The organism is Pelistega ratti (genome assembly GCF_009833965.1).
In the GTDB taxonomy this organism is placed as follows: Bacteria; Pseudomonadota; Gammaproteobacteria; order Burkholderiales; family Burkholderiaceae_B; genus Taylorella; species Taylorella ratti.
Genome location: NZ_CP047165.1, coordinates 376,796 through 396,608 on the forward strand (window position 1 = coordinate 376,796; position 19,813 = coordinate 396,608).

General features: G+C 34.4%; 19 protein-coding genes. 13 read left to right on the plus strand and 6 right to left on the minus strand.

Features of this window, described 5'->3' with window-relative positions:
• Nucleotides 1–77 precede the first annotated feature (77 nt).
• The gene (locus F9B76_RS01585) at nt 78–404 is read right to left on the minus strand and encodes a rhodanese-like domain-containing protein (RefSeq protein WP_159990508.1); all 327 of its coding nucleotides are present in this window, start codon (nt 402–404) and stop codon (nt 78–80) included.
• 455 nt (nt 405–859) lie between these two features.
• Entirely contained in the window at nt 860–1,771 is a 912-nt protein-coding gene (locus F9B76_RS01590; RefSeq protein WP_159990509.1) for a recombination-associated protein RdgC, read from the minus strand.
• Nucleotides 1,772–2,183: 412 nt separating this feature from the next.
• Here F9B76_RS01590 and recA point away from each other — a divergent pair, with 412 nt between their 5' ends.
• Entirely contained in the window at nt 2,184–3,263 is a 1,080-nt protein-coding gene (recA, locus tag F9B76_RS01595) for a recombinase RecA (RefSeq protein WP_159990510.1), read from the plus strand.
• Nucleotides 3,264–3,392: 129 nt separating this feature from the next.
• Complete coding sequence (gene recX, locus F9B76_RS10305; protein ID WP_243140662.1) at nt 3,393–4,211, plus strand: recombination regulator RecX; 819 nt, start codon at nt 3,393–3,395, stop codon at nt 4,209–4,211.
• Here the strand turns inward: recX and F9B76_RS01605 are convergent.
• Nucleotides 4,208–4,972 (minus strand): glycosyltransferase family 2 protein, encoded by a 765-nt coding sequence (locus F9B76_RS01605; RefSeq protein ID WP_159990511.1) that lies wholly within the window; start codon nt 4,970–4,972, stop codon nt 4,208–4,210. The two genes, recX and F9B76_RS01605, sit on opposite strands and share 4 nt — an antisense overlap.
• A gap of 321 nt (nt 4,973–5,293) precedes the next feature.
• Here F9B76_RS01605 and F9B76_RS01610 point away from each other — a divergent pair, with 321 nt between their 5' ends.
• The 4 genes from F9B76_RS01610 (at nt 5,294) to F9B76_RS01625 (ending at nt 9,329) form a co-directional block, all read left to right on the plus strand.
• The gene (locus F9B76_RS01610; protein ID WP_159990512.1) at nt 5,294–6,331 is read left to right on the plus strand and encodes a glycosyltransferase family 4 protein; all 1,038 of its coding nucleotides are present in this window, start codon (nt 5,294–5,296) and stop codon (nt 6,329–6,331) included.
• Between the two features lie 116 nt (nt 6,332–6,447).
• Nucleotides 6,448–7,674, plus strand: a complete 1,227-nt coding sequence (locus F9B76_RS01615) for an O-antigen ligase family protein (RefSeq protein WP_159990513.1) — start codon at nt 6,448–6,450, stop codon at nt 7,672–7,674.
• A 106-nt stretch (nt 7,675–7,780) separates the two neighbouring features.
• Nucleotides 7,781–8,896: an AAA family ATPase gene (locus F9B76_RS01620; RefSeq protein WP_159990514.1), complete on the plus strand. Its 1,116-nt coding sequence runs from the start codon at nt 7,781–7,783 to the stop codon at nt 8,894–8,896.
• Between the two features lies 1 nt (nt 8,897).
• The gene (locus F9B76_RS01625; protein ID WP_159990515.1) at nt 8,898–9,329 is read left to right on the plus strand and encodes a type II toxin-antitoxin system VapC family toxin; all 432 of its coding nucleotides are present in this window, start codon (nt 8,898–8,900) and stop codon (nt 9,327–9,329) included.
• 197 nt (nt 9,330–9,526) lie between these two features.
• Here F9B76_RS01625 and argH read toward each other — a convergent pair whose 3' ends face one another.
• A complete protein-coding gene (argH, locus tag F9B76_RS01630) occupies nt 9,527–10,924 on the minus strand; it encodes an argininosuccinate lyase (RefSeq protein WP_159990516.1) in 1,398 nt (465 codons plus the stop codon).
• A gap of 161 nt (nt 10,925–11,085) precedes the next feature.
• On the opposite strand from argH, the gene F9B76_RS01635 reads away from it, so the two are divergent.
• The 3 genes from F9B76_RS01635 (at nt 11,086) to F9B76_RS01645 (ending at nt 14,228) form a co-directional block, all read left to right on the plus strand.
• Nucleotides 11,086–12,753, plus strand: a complete 1,668-nt coding sequence (locus tag F9B76_RS01635) for an NAD+ synthase (RefSeq protein WP_159990517.1) — start codon at nt 11,086–11,088, stop codon at nt 12,751–12,753.
• A gap of 13 nt (nt 12,754–12,766) precedes the next feature.
• Nucleotides 12,767–13,105, plus strand: a complete 339-nt coding sequence (locus F9B76_RS01640; protein WP_159990518.1) for a P-II family nitrogen regulator — start codon at nt 12,767–12,769, stop codon at nt 13,103–13,105.
• A gap of 70 nt (nt 13,106–13,175) precedes the next feature.
• The gene (locus tag F9B76_RS01645) at nt 13,176–14,228 is read left to right on the plus strand and encodes an MBL fold metallo-hydrolase (RefSeq protein WP_201289326.1); all 1,053 of its coding nucleotides are present in this window, start codon (nt 13,176–13,178) and stop codon (nt 14,226–14,228) included.
• Between the two features lie 86 nt (nt 14,229–14,314).
• On the opposite strand, the gene F9B76_RS01650 is transcribed toward F9B76_RS01645, so the two are convergent.
• Nucleotides 14,315–14,878 (minus strand): chorismate--pyruvate lyase family protein, encoded by a 564-nt coding sequence (locus tag F9B76_RS01650; protein WP_159990520.1) that lies wholly within the window; start codon nt 14,876–14,878, stop codon nt 14,315–14,317.
• Between the two features lie 145 nt (nt 14,879–15,023).
• On the opposite strand from F9B76_RS01650, the gene F9B76_RS01655 reads away from it, so the two are divergent.
• Together F9B76_RS01655 and F9B76_RS01660 are read left to right on the plus strand one after the other, a co-directional pair.
• Nucleotides 15,024–15,749: a pseudouridine synthase gene (locus F9B76_RS01655; RefSeq protein ID WP_159990521.1), complete on the plus strand. Its 726-nt coding sequence runs from the start codon at nt 15,024–15,026 to the stop codon at nt 15,747–15,749.
• 72 nt (nt 15,750–15,821) lie between these two features.
• Nucleotides 15,822–16,376 (plus strand): SecDF P1 head subdomain-containing protein, encoded by a 555-nt coding sequence (locus tag F9B76_RS01660; RefSeq protein ID WP_159990522.1) that lies wholly within the window; start codon nt 15,822–15,824, stop codon nt 16,374–16,376.
• 203 nt (nt 16,377–16,579) lie between these two features.
• Here F9B76_RS01660 and xth read toward each other — a convergent pair whose 3' ends face one another.
• Nucleotides 16,580–17,353 carry an exodeoxyribonuclease III gene (xth, locus tag F9B76_RS01665; RefSeq protein WP_159990523.1) on the minus strand — a complete coding sequence of 258 codons (774 nt, stop codon included), beginning with the start codon at nt 17,351–17,353 and terminating at the stop codon, nt 16,580–16,582.
• 182 nt (nt 17,354–17,535) lie between these two features.
• Here xth and F9B76_RS01670 point away from each other — a divergent pair, with 182 nt between their 5' ends.
• Complete coding sequence (locus tag F9B76_RS01670) at nt 17,536–18,426, plus strand: spermidine synthase (protein WP_201289327.1); 891 nt, start codon at nt 17,536–17,538, stop codon at nt 18,424–18,426.
• Between the two features lie 169 nt (nt 18,427–18,595).
• Nucleotides 18,596–19,813 carry an efflux RND transporter periplasmic adaptor subunit gene (locus F9B76_RS01675; protein ID WP_243140663.1) on the plus strand — a complete coding sequence of 406 codons (1,218 nt, stop codon included), beginning with the start codon at nt 18,596–18,598 and terminating at the stop codon, nt 19,811–19,813.

A 19,813-nucleotide genomic window follows, 5' to 3' on the forward strand; every position in this document is an offset into this window, starting at 1 on the left:
AGTTATATTTTTTATCTATTTGTAATTAAATAAAATAACTTATTCATACTATTGATTAAAAAATGAGGGTGATAGTCTTAGTACATTGGTACGGTATTATCTATTTCTTGAGACCAAGCATGAATACCACCTTCAAGATTAAAAAGGTTTTCAAATCCCATTTCGGCTAGGTATTTTGCTGTTTGTAAGCTACGTACGCCATGATGACAATAAATTACAATAGGGTAGGTATCATCAATTTCTGTATGACGAATAGGAATAAGATGCATAGGTATATGTTGATAGCCTTTGATATAGGCATAGGCCACTTCATCATCTCGGCGTACATCTAGTAATGTAAAATGCTTACCTTGATCTTGCCAGTCTTTGAGTGTATGTACAGAAATAGAGGGAATATTAATCATATAAAATAATAATAGAGATAAATAGGAGGCTATTGTATCTGTTTTAGCGTATATATAAAAATTATTTTTAGCTATAAGGGGAAAATATTACTTTACTATATAGTCAATCACTAATAGAGATTAGGTAGTTAATTTATGAGATATATTGAGAATAAATAAAATGAATAGTTTATAAATGATGTAAATAATCTTTTACTTAATTTAAAGATATAGTGCTTATTGATTTCTATATTTTTAGTTTTATAGATATAGTATTGAAATGATTAATAATTCTCTTATTATTTTTATCTAAAAGGACTGTATTTTGTAATAAGTAATACAGTCCTTAATAAGTTCATTTAATAGTGCCTAGGGGTTGCTACCATACTTTTACCCACTTTATGGCATTATCAATAAAATTACTATAAATAAGTAATTTTACACAGGTAAGATACAGCGTTCTTATGAGAAAACTATTAAGTGGCTTTCTTTTCTCCACCTAATGCTTGTGTTAGATCATTAAGTAAGCCATTTAGTTCCCCAAACATTAATAACATTTCTGCATCAAAATGCTCAATAGCATCATCAGAATTAACCACTTCACGAGACTCTGCTAATACCTCAAGAGGTGTAATACGACGAATATCACCTGCATCATTTAACATAAAGGAAACCCTATCATTCCATGTTAAAGCAAGGCGCGTACACGTTTTTCCAGCCGTAATATGGCGAGTAATTTCTTCTTGTTCAGGAGAATGATTTGCATAGCGAACACTAATACGAGAGTCGGTCATAGACTTTAGCTCTGTATCCTGATCGATAGTAAAGGGTGTTGGTACTTCATCATCTACTAACCATCGGGTCATCGAACTTGTAGGTGATTGTTCTGTAATAAAGCTAAGAATCGGGAGTGGATCTAGTATTTTGGCTAGCATACCAATAACCTCATCTGCTTTATTACTAGCTCCTGTATCAATAATAAGCCAATGATTTTCAGTATCTATCCATACGCGTGTCTCACGATAGATACTAAAGGCTTTTGTCCGAAGAACAGCCGCTACATTTTCTTTAATCTCTTTCATTTGCTTGCGACCTACTTTATAGCCTTGTTGTTCTTCTATTTCTTGGGCTTTAGTTTTGGCAAATTGATTAATAACAGAAGTAGGAAGTAGTTTTTTTTCTACTTTTAATTTAAGTAAATATTGGTGTCCTATCTTATGTAGTAGCGTACCTTCTTCCTCAAAAAAAGGAGCCCACCCTAGATTAAGTGGTTCACCAGAAAATTGTTCAGGGACAAATAGCTGTTTCTCAAGTAAGGCTTCTAGTTCTTCAGAAGAGGGTTGCCATGTTGGCGAAAGACGAAAGATTTTTAAGTTTTTAAACCACATAAAAGACTCTTAGTAAGAATAAATTTACTTTAGTAATAAGGCGAATAATCATTATCTGATCATAGATTAAATGATTTAATGAATAATGTATTGTAACGCAAGAATGTTTAGCTAAATAATAACTTATTGGGATCGTTAAAATAGGTGTAGTAGAATAACGCAAATATAAGAGATTGGAAAGTTTTTATCGTGTAAGCAAATAATATGATTAAATCATAACATTATATTAACTATATGAAAATGAAAAGAAAAATAATGTTTTTTAAAATAGAAAGTAGAAAAAATAGTCGTAAAAGTGATGTAAATAAGCGATAAATTTATCCACTGTATAGACATACAGTATTTTTAATGGCATAATATTGTGTATAGTGTAAGTGAATAACACTTTATTGATTTTATAGGACCCTATTTTATGGATGATAAACAAACAAAAGCGGCAGCAGCCGAAAGAGAAAAAGCACTAAGTGCGGCCCTTGCTCAGATTGAAAAACAGTTTGGTAAAGGCTCGGTCATGCGATATGGTGATAATGAAGTCACGCATGATATCCAAGTCGTATCAACAGGCTCTTTAGGTCTTGATATTGCATTAGGTGTTGGGGGGTTACCGCGTGGACGAGTAATTGAAATATATGGTCCTGAATCAAGTGGTAAAACAACACTTACCTTACAAGCTATTGCCGAAATGCAAAAACTGGGTGGTACTTGTGCTTTTATTGATGCTGAGCATGCCTTAGATGTACAGTATGCAGCCAAATTAGGGGTTAATTTAGCTGATTTATTGATTTCTCAACCTGATACAGGGGAGCAAGCCTTAGAGATTACAGACGCTTTAGTTCGCTCAGGTTCAGTGGATTTAATTGTTGTGGACTCTGTAGCTGCTCTTGTACCTAAAGCTGAGATTGAAGGCGATATGGGAGATAATCTGCCCGGACTTCAAGCTCGCTTAATGAGTCAAGCATTACGCAAATTAACAGCCTCTATCAAACGTACCAATTGTATGGTTATTTTCATTAACCAAATTCGTATGAAAATTGGTGTAATGTTTGGTAGTCCTGAAACAACTACTGGTGGTAATGCACTTAAATTCTATTCTTCTGTTCGTTTAGATATTCGCCGTATTGGATCAATCAAAAAAGGGGACGAAGTTGTTGGTAATGAAACACGCGTTAAGGTTGTTAAAAACAAAGTAGCGCCACCTTTTAAACAAGTAGAATTTGATATTCTTTATAATTCAGGTATTTCTCGTGAAGGGGAGATTATTGATCTTGGTGTTAAAGCAGGTATTGTGGATAAAGCAGGTGCTTGGTTTAGTTATGAGGGTACGCGTATTGGGCAAGGTAAGGATAATGTTCGAGAATACTTACGAGAGCATCCAGAATTAGCAAGAGAGATTGAAAATAAAATTCGTCAAAATCTTGGTTTAATTGAGATGGCGGCTATTCATGATGAATCGAATAGTGAAGAAGACGATGAAATATTAATTGAGGAATAGTTTTTCCTTATCCTGTATTGCCTAATGGGTTAATTATTCTTCATATATAAAAGGGATTGCTCTTTGTAAGAGAAGTCCCTTTTTATACTTGTATCTCCTGAGAGAAGAAAATAGTGAGCTGATAGTAGCATGGTAAATAAAGAAACGTTAAATCTAAAAGATATACCTGAACAGTTTGAAAAATCCTCTAAACAAAAGCGTTTATTAAAGGCAAAAGAAATTATTCAAACATTATCAGTTCCATCAACTCTTCAGCAGAAACAATTCCAATATATAGAGGATAGCGAGAATAAAGTAGGATTTAGTAAAAATACTGGTAGAGTAGATAAATCAGCTAATAATACTAATTTACTAATAAGCAATCATAGAAAACAAAATATACCTAGAAAAACATATCAGTGGGATGGTGGTTTTGAAATGGATACAGACTATCATCAATCTTCTGCTGATGAAATGCCTTATCAAACAGAGGAGATACAAACGACAAATGGGCAACCAACGGATATCTCTTCATCAAAGCCCGTTAATTTATTAAATAAAGCTGTTATGCTACTTTCTAGGCGAGAATATTCTGAACAGGAATTACGTCAAAAATTATACCGTTACACGGATGATGAAGTAGCAATTAATCAAGTAATTACTCGATTACAAAAAGAGAAATGGCAATCAGATACACGTTTTGCAGAAAATTTTGTAAGTAGTAAACAAACGCGCTGGGGTAGTCAAAAAATTATACAAGCATTAAGTAAACATCATTTAGAGCAAGATACCTTAGTGGATATTAAAATGTCTCTACGTGAGACAGAGTATGAACGTGCTTTAGCTGTTTGGAATAAAAAATTTAAAGGACAAAAAGCAACTACACCACAAGAAAAAGCAAAACAAATGCGTTTTTTAGCGAGTAGAGGATTTAGTGCGGATATTGTTAGAAAAATAGTGTTTAGTTAATGTTTTTTCTGATTTCTAATCCATAAATCAGCATATTTAATAAAGGTAGAGTAGGCAGATAGTACAGCAAGTAAAAAACCATGTTTACCATCTAAGAAGCCTTTTTTAAGGATATAAAGACGAATAAAACGTGCTAATGAATGGTTAAAAGCACTAAATAAACTGGTTGTTTTCCCTTTTTTTTCTCTTTGATCTGCCCATGCTTTACCATAGCTAGATGCTTTATATAAATAATGCTGAAGATCTTTATACGTATAATGCAGCAAAGTTCCCTTTAATTTTTGTACTCTAAAATGAGGAGGAATAATAACGCTTTCATGAACAAGGTCATCAGAATAGTGAGTATCTTTTGTTTTATATAAGCGCGTCACATAGTCAGGGTACCAACCTGAGTGATAAATCATTTTTCCAAAAAATTCACTCTGTCGAGAAAGAGCATAGATAACATTATTTTCATCTTTTTCGATGGCATATTGAATTGACTTTTTGAGTATTTCAGTAATACGCTCATCGGCATCTAACCATAAGACATAATCGCTCGTTACATATTGCTGAGCTAACTGACGTTGTTTACCAAATCCCTGCCAATCCGTATGGATATAAAATTTTGCACCATATTTTTCTGCAATAGTAGGGGTATTATCTGTACTACCAGAATCTACAATAATAATTTCATCCACCCAGTCCTTAACGGTATCAAGACAAGCAGCAAGATCTTTCTCTTCATTTTTAACAATAAGGGCGGCAGCAATACTTGGCATAGTCATTTTTAAATAAAAAGAATAATAACTTGAGAGATTTTATCTATTATACAAAATTTCTCTATTTTTATTAGATACGTAAGAGAGTATATAAGGAATATCAATATATTCTAAAGGATGATCGATACTTTATTTACCTATTATGTGAAGCTATTATCTATAGGTTTTTTCTATCTATAAAACTTTTTGATAAAAAGGTAAAAATAAAATACTTGTATCGCCTAATATAAATGAGTATTTAACGGTATAATAAAAAGCATTCTTTTATAAAAGAAGCATCTCTTCATTGCATTTTACTTAATTGAGAAATTTAAATACTTTATGACTGATCAGATATTATCTACTCCCCAATTACTCTATATTAATATGGCATCTGGTTATGGTGGGGGAGAGGTACAGACAGAAGAATTAATTAAACATATAAAAGGGTATAAATGTTTTTTCTTAGGAAAACCAAATGGCAAACTCGTAAAAAGTCTGCAACAACAGTCTATTGATATTGTTATTTTATCTTTTTTACAAGCATTAAAACTCGCCTATAAGCATAAAAATTTAATTGTACATGCTCAGGATGGGCGATCTGTCCATATAGCCCTGCTTATTAAATGCCTAACAGGGACACCTTATGTGATTACACGTAGAGTCTATAAACCGCTTAAAAGAAAACTTTCTGTCTTATCATACCGTCAGGCTGACTTTTTAGTAGGTATTAGCCATCAAATTACCAAGCATTTAAAGCAATTAAATCCAAATAGTATAACAATTTACGGTAGTGTTAAACCGACATATACAGATGAAAAGATAGAGCAACAATACTTTCCTCTCAAAACAGAGAGATTAAAGGTAGCACATATCGGTAATTTACAAGCTATTAAGAATTTTCCGTTAACGATTTCATTAGCTAAGGCACTTCCCGATATTGACTTTTTTATTGTAGGGTCAGGGACGCTAGAAGCTGAATTAAAGCAACAAGCAAGGGGCATAGAGAATTTAACCTTTATCCCTGCGACTAAAGCTATTGGTAGTATATTTAAAAATATAGATGTGCAACTTGTTCCATCACATTCAGAAGGACTGGGTAATGTTATTTTAGAAGCTTATCAATATAATGTACCGACTATTGCCCATAAAGTAGGGGGGATGATAGAGATTATCGAAGATGGAAAAACAGGATTTTTAGTAAAAGATAATGATTTTGAAACGTATAAAACATTGTTATTATTGCTAAAAAGAGGGGAAATTTCACGAGAAGTGCTTAAAAGTAATATCCAACACTTTAAAAAAACACATGATTTTTCTGCGGAACGTATGGCAAAAGAGTATAGTGATTTATATCGAAAAATATTACCAAAAACATAGTTGTTTCTTATAATAAGTAGCTAATTTAGTTTTTTATATTTAATGAATAGTTATTTTTAGAAAAATATAGTAATATCAGGGTTTTAATTAATGAGTAAGAAAAAGGGCGGTATCTAATGGAGAAAAGTATCTCAATATCATCTATCTTAACCAGTTTAATTTGTCTTTTCTTTCTACTTTTTCTTCCCTTTAGACCTATTTACTTTATCGTTCCTGCTATTCTTTTTATTACCGCTATCTATTTTTCGATTAAAAATTATCAGTACCTATCATGGCAGCAAGTACCCAAAGAAAATAAGTATTTTATTTTCACTATCTTATTTTATATAGCCTTATTTGTTATTTCGCTTATTTACCATCAAGGGAAACTGAGAGAGATTGATAGTATTTCGCGGATTTTATTGATATTACCGCTATTATTTTTAACAACACAAATACCATTCAAACAAAAATGGATTGTTATCTCTATTCTATCATCTGGCATATCAGTAGGGTGTCTAGCACTTATCCAAACTAGTTTAAGTGATGATCTTCCTTTTCCAAATCATATGCATATTCAAGCAGGTGGTTTCACCATGTCTTTTGCCTTGTTTTGCTTAGCGATTACTTGCTATGCTATTTATCACCATCTGGGTAAATGGGTAGTAATTGGTGTGATAGCGATATTATTTGCCTTATTAGCCAGCTTTATGACAACCTCAAGAGGGGCATGGTTAGGGATTAGTGTTGTACCCGTTATTCTTTTTTATTATCGTCAAATATTAAGTAAAAAATTGATAATCGGACTTATGGCTATTGCTATTATTAGTGGTATCTTGGCAAGTGATATCTTAGTTAAGCGATGGCAACAAGCACATGATGATATTACGCAATATGCTCAGAAAGATAATGGTAGTACTTCGGTAGGGGCGCGCTTTGATATGTGGAAGAGTGCTTTATTGGGTATTCAGGAAAAACCTATTCTTGGTTGGGGAAAAGAAGGGGTGCTTGAAATGCGTAAAAAGCATTATGAGCAAGGTTTAATATCAGAATTTGCCTCTCAATTTGGTCATGCACATAATCAATATCTACATGATGCTTCTACAAGAGGGATTATTGGACTGACGGCTTTATTAGGTATTTTTTTAGTACCTTTAGGGATTTTTATCCGAGGTATTAAGCAATCGGTAGTCGGTTCATTCGCCCATCTGTGGTCGGTAATGGGTGTTAGTCATATCTTAGCCGTTATGATTTATTGCTTACCGCAGTCTTTTTTTAATCATAATTCGGGATTGAATTTTTATTTCTTTATAACAGTATTATTTATGGGGCTATATCAGGCAGCTAAAAAGCAAAAGATGTAGTAATAGCATTACTATACCTTATGAAAAGGATTGTATTATCTTTGCAAATCTAACTATTTTATAGTATAAATAATTAACTATTAATTATCATTATTACGGAGAAGTTATGCTGTCCTTACATAATATCTATTTTCAAGGTGTTAAGGGTATTGATGAGTTAGAGCTAACATTATCAGATAAACAAATAAATGTACTGATAGGTTCAAATGGGGCAGGAAAGACCAAAACGCTTGAAGCACTTTATACCTTATTACTATTTACAAATAAAGAGCTTAGTGACTATGGTTTATTTAGTGAAGATCTTATTTTTGATGTTTGTTCTATTTCTGATAAAGAAATTATTACTACTATTAATAAAGATAAAAACCACTACACTAGGATTAAAGAATTTCTAACAAGCAATGTGGTAACGCATACTTATCCAGTTGTTTTTCTTGCTGCACAGAATAGGGGGAAAATTAGTCGTTCTTCTCATAATACTATTCGTCCTTTAGGTACAGTAACAGAACGAAAGTCAAAATATTTTGAACATATTATAGATAGTATGAAGAATAATTTTTCTTCTCTTAATATGGATACGCCTATTGAAGAGTGGATTATTCAACGTGCCAACTCTTCAAATTATTATCAAGATGATGAGGATAATAGGGAGTTAGAGCTAATTTCTTTATTGAATGTTTTAAATAGAATTGATAATCGTATTAGTAATGATAAGTCTAGTTTAAAAATCTCTGGTAATAATACGGTATCTCTATTAATTGATAATCAAAAAACAGAGTTAAGTGCTTTAAGTAGTGGTTTTTCATCCCTTATTAAAATTATTCAATCTATTATTGCGGGCTACGCTTTTTTTACAAATAGTCAGCAGATAGAAATCGTTGAGGGATATGTACTTATCGATGAGATAGAAAGTCATTTACATATAGAGTGGCAAACAAAGATTTTACCTATTTTATCTGAGGTATTTCCTAATACACATTTTATTATTACAACACATTCATCATTAATACTTTCTCAGCTATATAATGGTTCAGCTTCTAAATTAATTCGTAAAAAAAATAAAGTAGTAAATGAAGAAATTCCTAATGCAAGTAATTTTGCTTTAATTGACTTATTACAAGAAGCTTTTAATATAGATCTAAACAAAATTAAAATAGAATCAACAAAGTCTGAATATCAGAAAAATGCAAAAAAAGCTATTTTAGACTTATTGGGGGCGTAGTATGAAGCGTGTATTATTAGATTCTAATATTCTAATTGAAGCATTTAATAATAAAAGCGGGGATGCTGCGAATAAGTTAAAGACATTAATGAATGAAGAGAATACGACTGTTTTTATCACACCATTAATTAGTTATGAAGTATTAAGGGGTGTTGATTGGAATAATGAAGAAGAATATCAAAAAATAAAAAATGCTATAGCACAATTTTCTTCTATTAATATCGATTATAAAATCACACAGTTAGCAAGTAATTTATTTCGTTTTGAAAAATATAATCGTTTTCAAATGAAGCAACAAGGTAAGAAAATTGATAAACATAATTTTGATTTAGTACATTTTTCAACGGCTAAAATCCATGGTTTAGAGTTTATGTCTCAAGATAGTGATATGGGAAGTTGGGGTAATTTATATGATCAGCTTTTACAGCAGTAAATAAAGAAAATCATAAAAATTAAAGAATATGCTATATTCTTAATCAATATATTAAAAAATAGGATATATACCAAGAGAAGTATATATCCTATAAAGGGTTTATCTAAAATAGAAATATAACAGTATTAGCAATTCTATCTCATATATTTAGTCAAGTATTGGTACTTTTATTGCCTGATTTATAAAATCATATAAAACTATTCCGCTAAAATACGTTCTGCTTCTGCTTTTACTCGCTCTGGAGCGGTTCCTCCAATATGGTGGCGAGAAGAAACCGAGCCTTCTAGTGTTAATACCTTAAAAATATCTTCTTCGATAGCACTATTAAAGGCTTTTAGCTCTGCTAAAGATAAATCAGCCAAGTCAATACCTTTCTGCTCACATTCTTTCACAGCAAGTGCTACAGTTTCATGGGCATCACGGAAAGGTAAACCTTTTTTCACTAGATAATCAGCTAAATCAGTCGCTGTTGAAAAACCTTGTAGGGCAGCAGTACGCATATTATCTGCATTTACTTTAATCCCGGCAATCATATCAACAAAAATAGTTAAGGTATCACGTAAAGTATCAGCAGAATCAAATAGTCCTTCTTTATCTTCTTGATTATCTTTATTATATGCTAATGGCTGACCTTTCATAAGGGTGAGTAAACCGATTAAGTTACCATTAACACGACCTGTTTTTCCTCGAGCTAGCTCTGGTACATCGGGATTTTTCTTTTGGGGCATAATTGAGCTACCTGTGCAAAAGCGATCGGCTAAGGTAATAAATCCAACTCTAGCACTCATCCAAAGAATTAATTCTTCTGATAAACGTGAAATATGCGTCATCACAAGGCTAACAGCAGCGCAAAATTCAATTGCAAAATCACGGTCAGATACAGCATCTAATGAGTTACGGCATACCCCATCAAAGTGCAATGTTTTTGCAACACGCTCACGATCAATAGGATAAGATGTACCTGCTAAGGCAGCCGCTCCTAATGGTAATTGATTCACACGTTTACGACAATCTAGTAAGCGTTGATAATCACGACCAAACATTTCTGCGTAAGCTAATAGATGATGACCAAAGGTAACGGGTTGGGCCACTTGTAAGTGTGTAAACCCCGGCATAATGGTGGCATGATGCACTAATGCTAGTTGTGCTAATGCTTTACGTAACTGAAGCAATAGAGCAGCAGAGGTATCAATTTCTGTGCGTAACCATAGACGGATATCTGTCGCGACTTGATCATTGCGTGAGCGACCTGTATGTAACCGTTTACCTGCATCGCCGATGAGTTCAACAAGTCGTTTTTCAATGTTGAGATGAACATCCTCAAGATCTAGTTGCCAGTCAAAATGACCTTGCTGAACTTCTTCTAAGATAACCGCCATTCCTTTTTGTATATCGGCATAATCTTGTTGAGAAATAACACCGACATGACTAAGCATTTCAGCATGAGCCAAAGAGCCTTGAATATCAAAAGGTGCTAAACGTGTTTCAAAAAAAACAGAAGCCGTATAGCGTTTAACTAGTTCAGAAACAGGTTCAGAAAAGCGGGCAGACCACGCTTCACTTTTTTTATCGAATTGGTTGTGTGATGCACTCATGATAGACCTTTGACTTTACAATAATAAAATACCTAACGCTAGGATTATACACATTTTCCTTAATTTCCGTCATAGGAATAGAGCGTAGGTGCTAGCATAGTAGCTGCAAAGCTGTGTATAATTTATCCGTTTATTTGATTAGATATTCTTTTAGGTTGATTATGTCATCGTCTATTTATATTGGTTTAGCGCAAATAAATCCTACAGTAGGAGCATTTGAACATAATGTTACCTTGATAGTAGAGGCTGCTAAAACTGCCCATGAAAAAGGGGTTGAAATTCTTGTTTTTCCTGAGTTAGCTCTGACAGGGTATCAACCAGAAGATTTAATGTATCGCCCTCATTTTTTAGCGCAACATGATCAAGCCTTACAATCCTTGCAAAAACAATTAATACCATTTAAAGGTCTTCATATTGTAGTGGGACATTTAGCGCAGGAAGAAGGGCATCTCTATAATGCCGCTTCCTTAATTGTTGACGGTGTTATACAGCAAACTTACTATAAACAAGCACTCCCCAATTACAGTGTTTTTGATGAACACCGCTACTTTACAAAAGGGTCAAAAGCATCTATTTTCCATTATAAAGGACATACATTTGGTATTGCTATTTGTGAAGATGTTTGGTTAGCTGAAGTGGCAGCACAAGCAAGTGCAAATGGTGCACAAAGCTTACTGGTGCTAAATGCTTCTCCTTATACTATGCATAAAGATGAGCAACGTATTGAGGTACTAAAAACGAATATTAGTGCTCATCACATGAATACATTTTATTGTAACCTTATCGGTGGACAAGACGACTTAGTGTTTGATGGACAGTCTTTAGTTATTGATACAAAAGGGCAAATAGTTGAAGTATTAAATAGCTTTGTGAATGCTTTAGGCATTATTGAATTAAAACAAGACGGTACACTTCAATCATCTACTGTACTCAGCCTACAAGAAACAACAAATAAAGAACAAGCCTTAGTTAAAGATAAGAAAGAATGTATTGAATCGGAAGTATGGCGAGCATTAGTGCTGGCGACACATGATTATGTGAAAAAGAATGGATTTAAAAAGGTTGTCTTAGGCTTATCAGGCGGAATTGACTCGGCGGTGGTGATGGCAATTGCTGTTGATGCGTTAGGTGCTGAAAATGTGCGTGCTGTTATGATGCCCTCGCGCTATACGGCTGATATCTCTGTTAATGATGCGGCAGAAATGGCTCAATTATTAGGTGTTACTTATCATGAAATTGCTATTTCACCTATGTTTAATACTTTTTTATCTGCCTTAGAACCTAGTTTTCAAGATTTACCATTGGATACGACAGAAGAAAATATTCAGGCTCGTATTCGAGGCGTATTATTAATGGCTTTTTCTAATAAATTTGGTGCGATGGTATTAACAACGGGTAATAAATCAGAGTTAGCAACAGGTTATTGCACATTGTATGGTGATATGGTAGGCGGATTTGCCGTACTAAAAGATATTCCCAAAACGTTAGTTTATCGTTTGGCAAAATGGCGTAATACTGTTGCTTATGTAATTCCTGAACGGATTATTACACGTCCCCCTAGCGCTGAATTACGTGAGGATCAGACTGATCAAGATAGTTTGCCAGAATATGATATTTTAGATGCTATCTTAGAACGTATGATGGAACAAAATCAATCTAGCCAAACCATTATAGAAGCTGGCTTTCCTGTAGCAGCAGTAGAAAAAGTGGCTCGCTTATTGCGGATAAATGAATATAAGCGCCGTCAGGGAGCGCCAGGACCTAAAATAACACATCGATCTTTTGGTAGAGATTGGCGAGTTCCTATTACAAATGGCTATTACTATTAATTAAGGATATACAATGAAATTAATTACAGCGGTGATTAAACCCTTTAAACTTGATGAAGTACGGGAAGAATTAAGTGAAGTGGGGATTAGTGGATTAACCGTCACAGAAGCAAAAGGTTTTGGACGACAAAAAGGACATACAGAGCTTTATCGTGGGGCAGAGTATGCGGTGGACTTCTTACCTAAAGTTAAAATTGAGTTAATTGTCAAGGATGAATTACTTGAAACCGCTATTGAGGCAATTGTAAAGGCAGCTCGTACGGGTAAAATTGGTGATGGCAAGATATTTGTTACCAATGTAGAACAAGTGGTACGTATCCGTACTGGTGAAACAGGGGATGATGCGGTTTAAAATGATACGCAAAATATTTTTTATTCTACTACTTATTATTCTTATTGGCATAGTAGCGATTTATCTCTTTATGCAGACAAAACCTTTTGGAAAACTTCCTGAAGGCGAACGATTAATTAGAATTGAGCAATCACCACATTATAAACAGGGTGAGTTTGTTAATCTTACACCGACAACACTCGAAACGGGGGATAAGTCTCGTTGGCGTGTTATGTATGAATTCTTATTTGATCATGTAGATAGGTTAAAACCAAATAAACCATTACCCCATGTTCAATCTGATTTAAAAAATATTCCAATAGATCGTAATTTTTTCGTTTGGTTTGGTCATTCCTCTTATCTTTTACAAGTAGATGGAACACGCTTTTTAGTTGATCCTGTTTTTGTGAGCGGTGCACCTTTACCCTTTTTTAATGATATGTTTGAAGGGTCTAATGTTTATCGTCCTGAAGATATGCCTGATATTGATTATCTAGTGATTACGCATGATCATTGGGATCACCTAGATTATGAAACGATAAAACAGCTTATCCCTAAGGTTAAAAAAGTGATTACTGCTTTAGGAGTAGGCTCTCACTTAGAATATTGGGGATTTGCACCAGAACAAATTACTGAACTTGATTGGAATGAAGAAGCTGAATTTGATGATGTATTTATCACTGCTTTACCAGCACGTCATTTTTCAGGAAGAACACTGACTGCCAATAAAACACTTTGGGCAAGTTTTATGATAGAAACCTCAAATGAAACGGTGTATATAGGTGGGGATAGTGGTTATGATACTTTTTATCAGGATATTGCTAAGCGCTTTCAGCCCATTAGCTTAGCTATTTTGGAAAATGGGCAATATAATTCGCAATGGGCGCAAATTCATATACAACCTGATGAGTTAGTACAAGCGATTAAGGATCTACATCCACAAAAAGTTGTGTCTGTGCATAATGCTAAATTTGCTTTGGCTAAACACGCTTGGGATGATCCAATGATACGACTATCCGCTGCGGCTGAACGAGAAAATTTACCCCTTTATACCCCAATGATTGGTGAAGTTTTTTATTTTACAGAAGGACAGCAGCAGTTTGGAAAATGGTGGGAAACTGTTGATGATACATCGTCTCAGTAATATCACCATCTGTAAAATATCCAATAGGTACGATTGCTTAGTGTAGATGGTGTATTAGGGATAATTTTTCTAAAAGATCACCTACACTAAAATCGATAATTTATTTGTTTATTGAGTAATAACCAAAAAGCAGGTAAAAAGCATTCTGTTACCATTAATGGTTGTTTTGCTCGTTGAAAGACAGAACGCCTGGCATAATAATCAGTAGGAAGAGGGGTATTAAAATACCGTTGATGCGTATGACGTAAAACCGTACTTTGTTTAATATTAATACATTCAAACATTGAGCGTGTAATACTAGGGTCATGATACAACATATCGGCTAGAGGTCTTGTTTGTAGTTGTCGTATTCCTTTCCATACTGATTGAGCGGCAGAGAGTGGGGTGATGCTTCTTGCCCAAATACAGGGTGTATTATCAATTGACATCATAATTTCACGTACCCAAATAGGTGTATGTACAGGTATTTGAATAGCAATGCTATCTTCTTCTTTTAAAGAAGTACATGATTCATTTAGTACGGTAATCTGTACATGACCGAGCTTTTTCAATCCACTTGTTAATGCACCAGAGCGTTTAAGCCAATACCGTTGTGCTATAGATGCTTGACAAGGGGGAGTATTTCGCCAATTTGAAATAAGTGGCATCATCGTAAAATTTATCCTTTTTAGAGCTAGCTTAGTACACCATATCACTAAGCCAAGCATTTAAATCGTGCTATTGTAGCAGAAGAATATATAGTATTTTTATATTTCATAGTACAATAAGCCCCGTTAATAATAGAAATAAACCATTATGGAAAAAGTTAGAGTATCAAAATTATTAAGCGAGCAGGGTATTTGTTCGCGGCGAGAAGCCGATGCATTTATTGAGCGTGGTTGGGTAAGAGTAGATGGAAAAGTAGCAACACTAGGTACAAAAGCATTTCCTTACCAAGAAATTACACTTGATAAACAAGCATTAGCACGCCAAGCTCAACAAGTAACAATTATTTTAAATAAACCTGTCGGCTATGTTTCTTCACAACCTGAAAAGGGCTATAAAGCAGCTATTTCATTGATTACCCCTGATCGCCAGTTTGATAAATCACATCATCAATTTGATCCTAATCATCTAAAAGGCTTAGCGACAGCAGGGCGATTAGATATTGAATCACAAGGGTTATTAGTCCTAACACAGAATGGTAGCGTTGCCAGACAATTAATTGGTGATGACTCTGAAGTAGAAAAAGAATATATTGTCCGAGTAGAAGGTAAAACCTCCAGTAATGGCTTAAAATTACTTAACCATGGATTAAGTTTAGACGGACAACCCTTGAGAGAAGCAGAAGTTGAGTGGATTAATGATGATCAGCTTCGTTTTATTTTATGGGAAGGTAAAAAGCGTCAAATTCGCCGTATGTGTGAACTGGTCGGTCTTAAAGTGGTTGGTTTAAAACGTGTTCGGATGGGAAATGTTACTTTAGCCGATTTACCACAAGGACAATGGCGATATTTAAAACCCTTTGAGCGTTTTTTATAACGATCAGAAAAAAACTGACTACAATATCGGGTGTATTGTATTTGAATAATTTTTAACTATTTGGGAAATATTATGCGATTTAATCGTTTATTGATAGGACTTGGTCTTGCAACAACATTAGTTGGCTGTCAGGCTATTGATCGTTTAATGGGGATTACACCATCAACACCATCGAGCTTACCTAGCAATATTCCATCAGCACCTCCGCCAGATTTACCAACAAAACCAGCTACAACAGCAACATCAACAAAAGTTAAATCATCGTTGGTTATCTATGTCGGTTCAACCAACCCTATTAGTGGCTACACACAAGTACAGCAAAAAGGGCGTACTGTTTATGTTGATCCTCGTCAAACATTACTTTATAGTGATTTAAGTAATGCTATTGCTGTTGTTGATGAAAATAATCGTCCATACGTTGATTTAGCCTTTTCACCAGCAGGTACTAAAAAATTAGCACAATTAACTGGTCGTAATATTGGTAAAAATTTAATCGTTACCTTTAAGAACGAGTTAATTTCTATTATGAATATTGATGCACAAAATACACGAAATATTTTGCATGTTCCTATGCAAAGTGTTAGTGATGCACAAACATTAGAACGCCGTATTCTCGATGGTGAATAATCAGAAAAGGCTATATTTGTCCTCTCAAGTGGAATAGCCGCTAGTATTTATAAGAGATATTTTTTTATAGCATAGTATTATGATCTAGGTAAAAGTGTCTCAAAAATATCATCTCTGCACCTTACTAATAAGTCTTGATGACTGATGGGGTAAGGTGCAGATTATTTTATAAATGCTTTTTATAATTGGAGTATCTGATAGCACTATATGGCTAATTCTACAATCACTGGGGTATGATCAGAGGGGCGTTCATTGGTACGAGGGGTTTTATCAATGGTACTAGCAATACATTTATCAATCAATGTATCTGAAATTAATAAATGATCAATACGCACACCAGCATTACGTTTGAAAGCAAACTGGCGATAATCCCACCAACTAAAACTTTTCTCTTCTTGTTCAAATAAACGGAAAGAGTCCTTTAGACCCAAATTTAATAAATGTGTAAATTGCGCTCTTTCTTGAGGGGAAACGAGAATATCACCTGAATATTTTGCATGAACATCACGATCTTCAGGGGCAATATTAAAGTCACCTGTTAAGACCAACTGTGGATAGTGAGTGAGTTGATCTTTAATATAGGTATTTAATGCATCAAACCATGCCATTTTATAGATAAATTTATTACTCTCTAAAGAGCTACCATTAGGACAATATACGCCAATCACACGGATTTTACCTTGTTGAGTTGCAAAATCAGCAGCAATTAAACGTTGTTGTTCATCTTCAAAGAGAGGATTATTGATTTGTACCTGTTCCGCTTTTTGTTTGCTGATAATGGCGACCCCATTATAGGTTTTTTGACCTGACCAAACAGCATGATAACCAATAGATTTAAAAATATCTTCTGGAAATTTATGTGTTTCCATTTTGATTTCTTGTAAACATAACACATCTACTGGGTGATGGGATAACCACTCTACTACTTGTTCAAGACGGACAGATAAAGAATTCACATTCCAACTGGCAATTTTCATATTATTCCTATAATTGATGGGAGATGATAATTAAGCTATTTTACGATAGATAAATAAAGGAGATATTTTACCAATTCTTTATCTTATATTTTCTCTCATATGAATGAGAAGAATAAAGAAAGATAAGATAATCCTTACGATATAATAGCTATTTCTAAAATGATAACTGACTATCATTCGATATGAACTTTATTGTCGTTAATACTGCAATACATTGGCTAACAAATACCTTAAAACGAGCAAAGGTATTGCAACAACTATCAAGAGAACCGAGAGAAATGCCTAAAACAGCCCCCGATCAAGAAAATGATATGCCGACATTATCTGAAATGGACGGTGTACGGTGTTTACATTTTAATAGTCCTTGGATTCAAGGTGCTATGCAAGTTTCTAATCCTGCCCATTTAGTATTTTTATATACTAGGCAGATGATGTCATGGTTACTTTTTTTACAAACCTCTTCTGTTAAACGAATTGATTTACTGGGATTAGGAGCTGGTTCTCTTGCGCGTGCTTGCCTTAAATTAGGTAAATCCGAAGTGCATTGTGTAGAGTGGAATCCTGCCGTAACAGCTTTTTGCTATCAGTATTTTAGATTACCCAAACAAAATAAACGATTTTCTATCACACATGATGATGCACAACAGTGGGTAGCCAATCCAACACATCATCACCGTTCAGAGGTGTTATTAGTCGATTTATATGATTATACGGCTCAAGGTCCTGTAGCAGACTCACTGATTTTTTATCAGCATTGTTATCAGGTCTTAGCAGACTATGGTGTAATGGTTGTTAATTTATTTGGGCATCACCCTAGTTACCGTAAAAATTTAAAAAATATACAGAAAGCCTTTCATCAACGCGTATTGGTATTAGATGAGACAGAAGATGGGAATCGTATCGTTTTAGCCTTTAAAGGTCCATTAGTACAGGTGAGTGAAGAGGATTTCTTACAGCGTGCTAGAGTGATTCAACGTACAACAGAGTTAGAGGGGGTAGAAATGGCAACAATGTTACTACCTCAATTAAAAGCAAATCAGTTATCTAAAAAAGCATCTTTATTAATCGTATAAACGCAGAAAGACGTAATAAATGTTATCAAAAAAAGAAACATATGCTTGCATTCTAATGCTTGTCTAAATAGGTATTATTATTTAAAATAATCAGTTACTTAGTAAAAACCCTATATAGTTGTTACCGTATTTACGTTATAACGGTATTACTTTTTCTATGATGAAAATTATGAACTTTAATAAAAAAATATTAGTCTCAGCACTTCTACCTTTGTTTTTGCTTAGTGCTTGCGGAGAGAGCAGTAACCAACAAGCACAACGTCCACCAATGAATGTTTCAACGATTACATTGGAATCGCAACCAGTAACTATTTTTACTACCTTACCAGGTCGTATTAATGCTATTAAAGATGCAGTTGTTATTGCTCGTGTTACAGGTAATATTCAAAGTATTCAATTTGAGCAAGGTAGTCGAGTAAAAGCAGGGCAGGCATTGTTTAAAATTGATCCTGCTGTTTATCAAGCCAACGTTAATGCCGCACAAGCAAGTCTTAGCCAAGCAACCGCTAATGCAAGTAGTGCAGCTGCTTTAGCAAATCGTTATAGAACCTTAATTAAAGAAAATGCGGTTAGCCGTCAAGAATATGATCAAGCGATTGCTTCAGCAAAACAAACAGCTGCGGCTGTAGAAGCAGCAAAAGCAGCCTTGGACGCAGCGCAGATTGATTTATCTTATACTGATGTTATTTCACCTATTGATGGTATTGTTGGTGCAGCATTAGTAACAGAAGGTGCTTTAGTAAGTGCAACTAGTGGAACACAATTAGCTAAAGTACAGCAGATTAATGAAGTATATGTGGACTTTACACAATCAACCACAGAGATGATGCAGTTACGCAAAGCATTCCTCAATGGAGAGCTTGAAAGAGTTGATAATAACACGGCAGCTGTTCGTTTAATCCTTGAAGATGGTAGTACATATAACGAAACGGGTAAACTTTTATTTAGTGGTGTTAGCGTTGATGAAACAACGGGTAAGGTTAATTTACGAGCCACTTTCCCAAACAGTGATGAATTATTATTGCCGGGTATGTTTGTGCGTGTTCGTTTAGAACGTGGTATCAATAACAATGCTGTACTTGTACCTAATCAAGCCTTACAACGTAAAGCAGATGGTTCTAGCTTTGTTTATACCGTAGAAGAGGGTAAGGTTGCTCTTCGCCCCGTAACAGTAGGGGAAGTTGTTGATAATAAAACGATTGTTACTTCTGGTCTAAAATCAGGTGATCAGCTTATTGTTGAAGGATTTACCAAAATTGGTCCTGGAGCACCGATCAATGCATTACCTTGGGCAAAAGATCCTAATGTCGCTGCACAATCAGCAGCAGGACAACAAAAAGAAAACGCATCAGATCAACAAGAACCTGCTAATCCATCAGCAGAATAG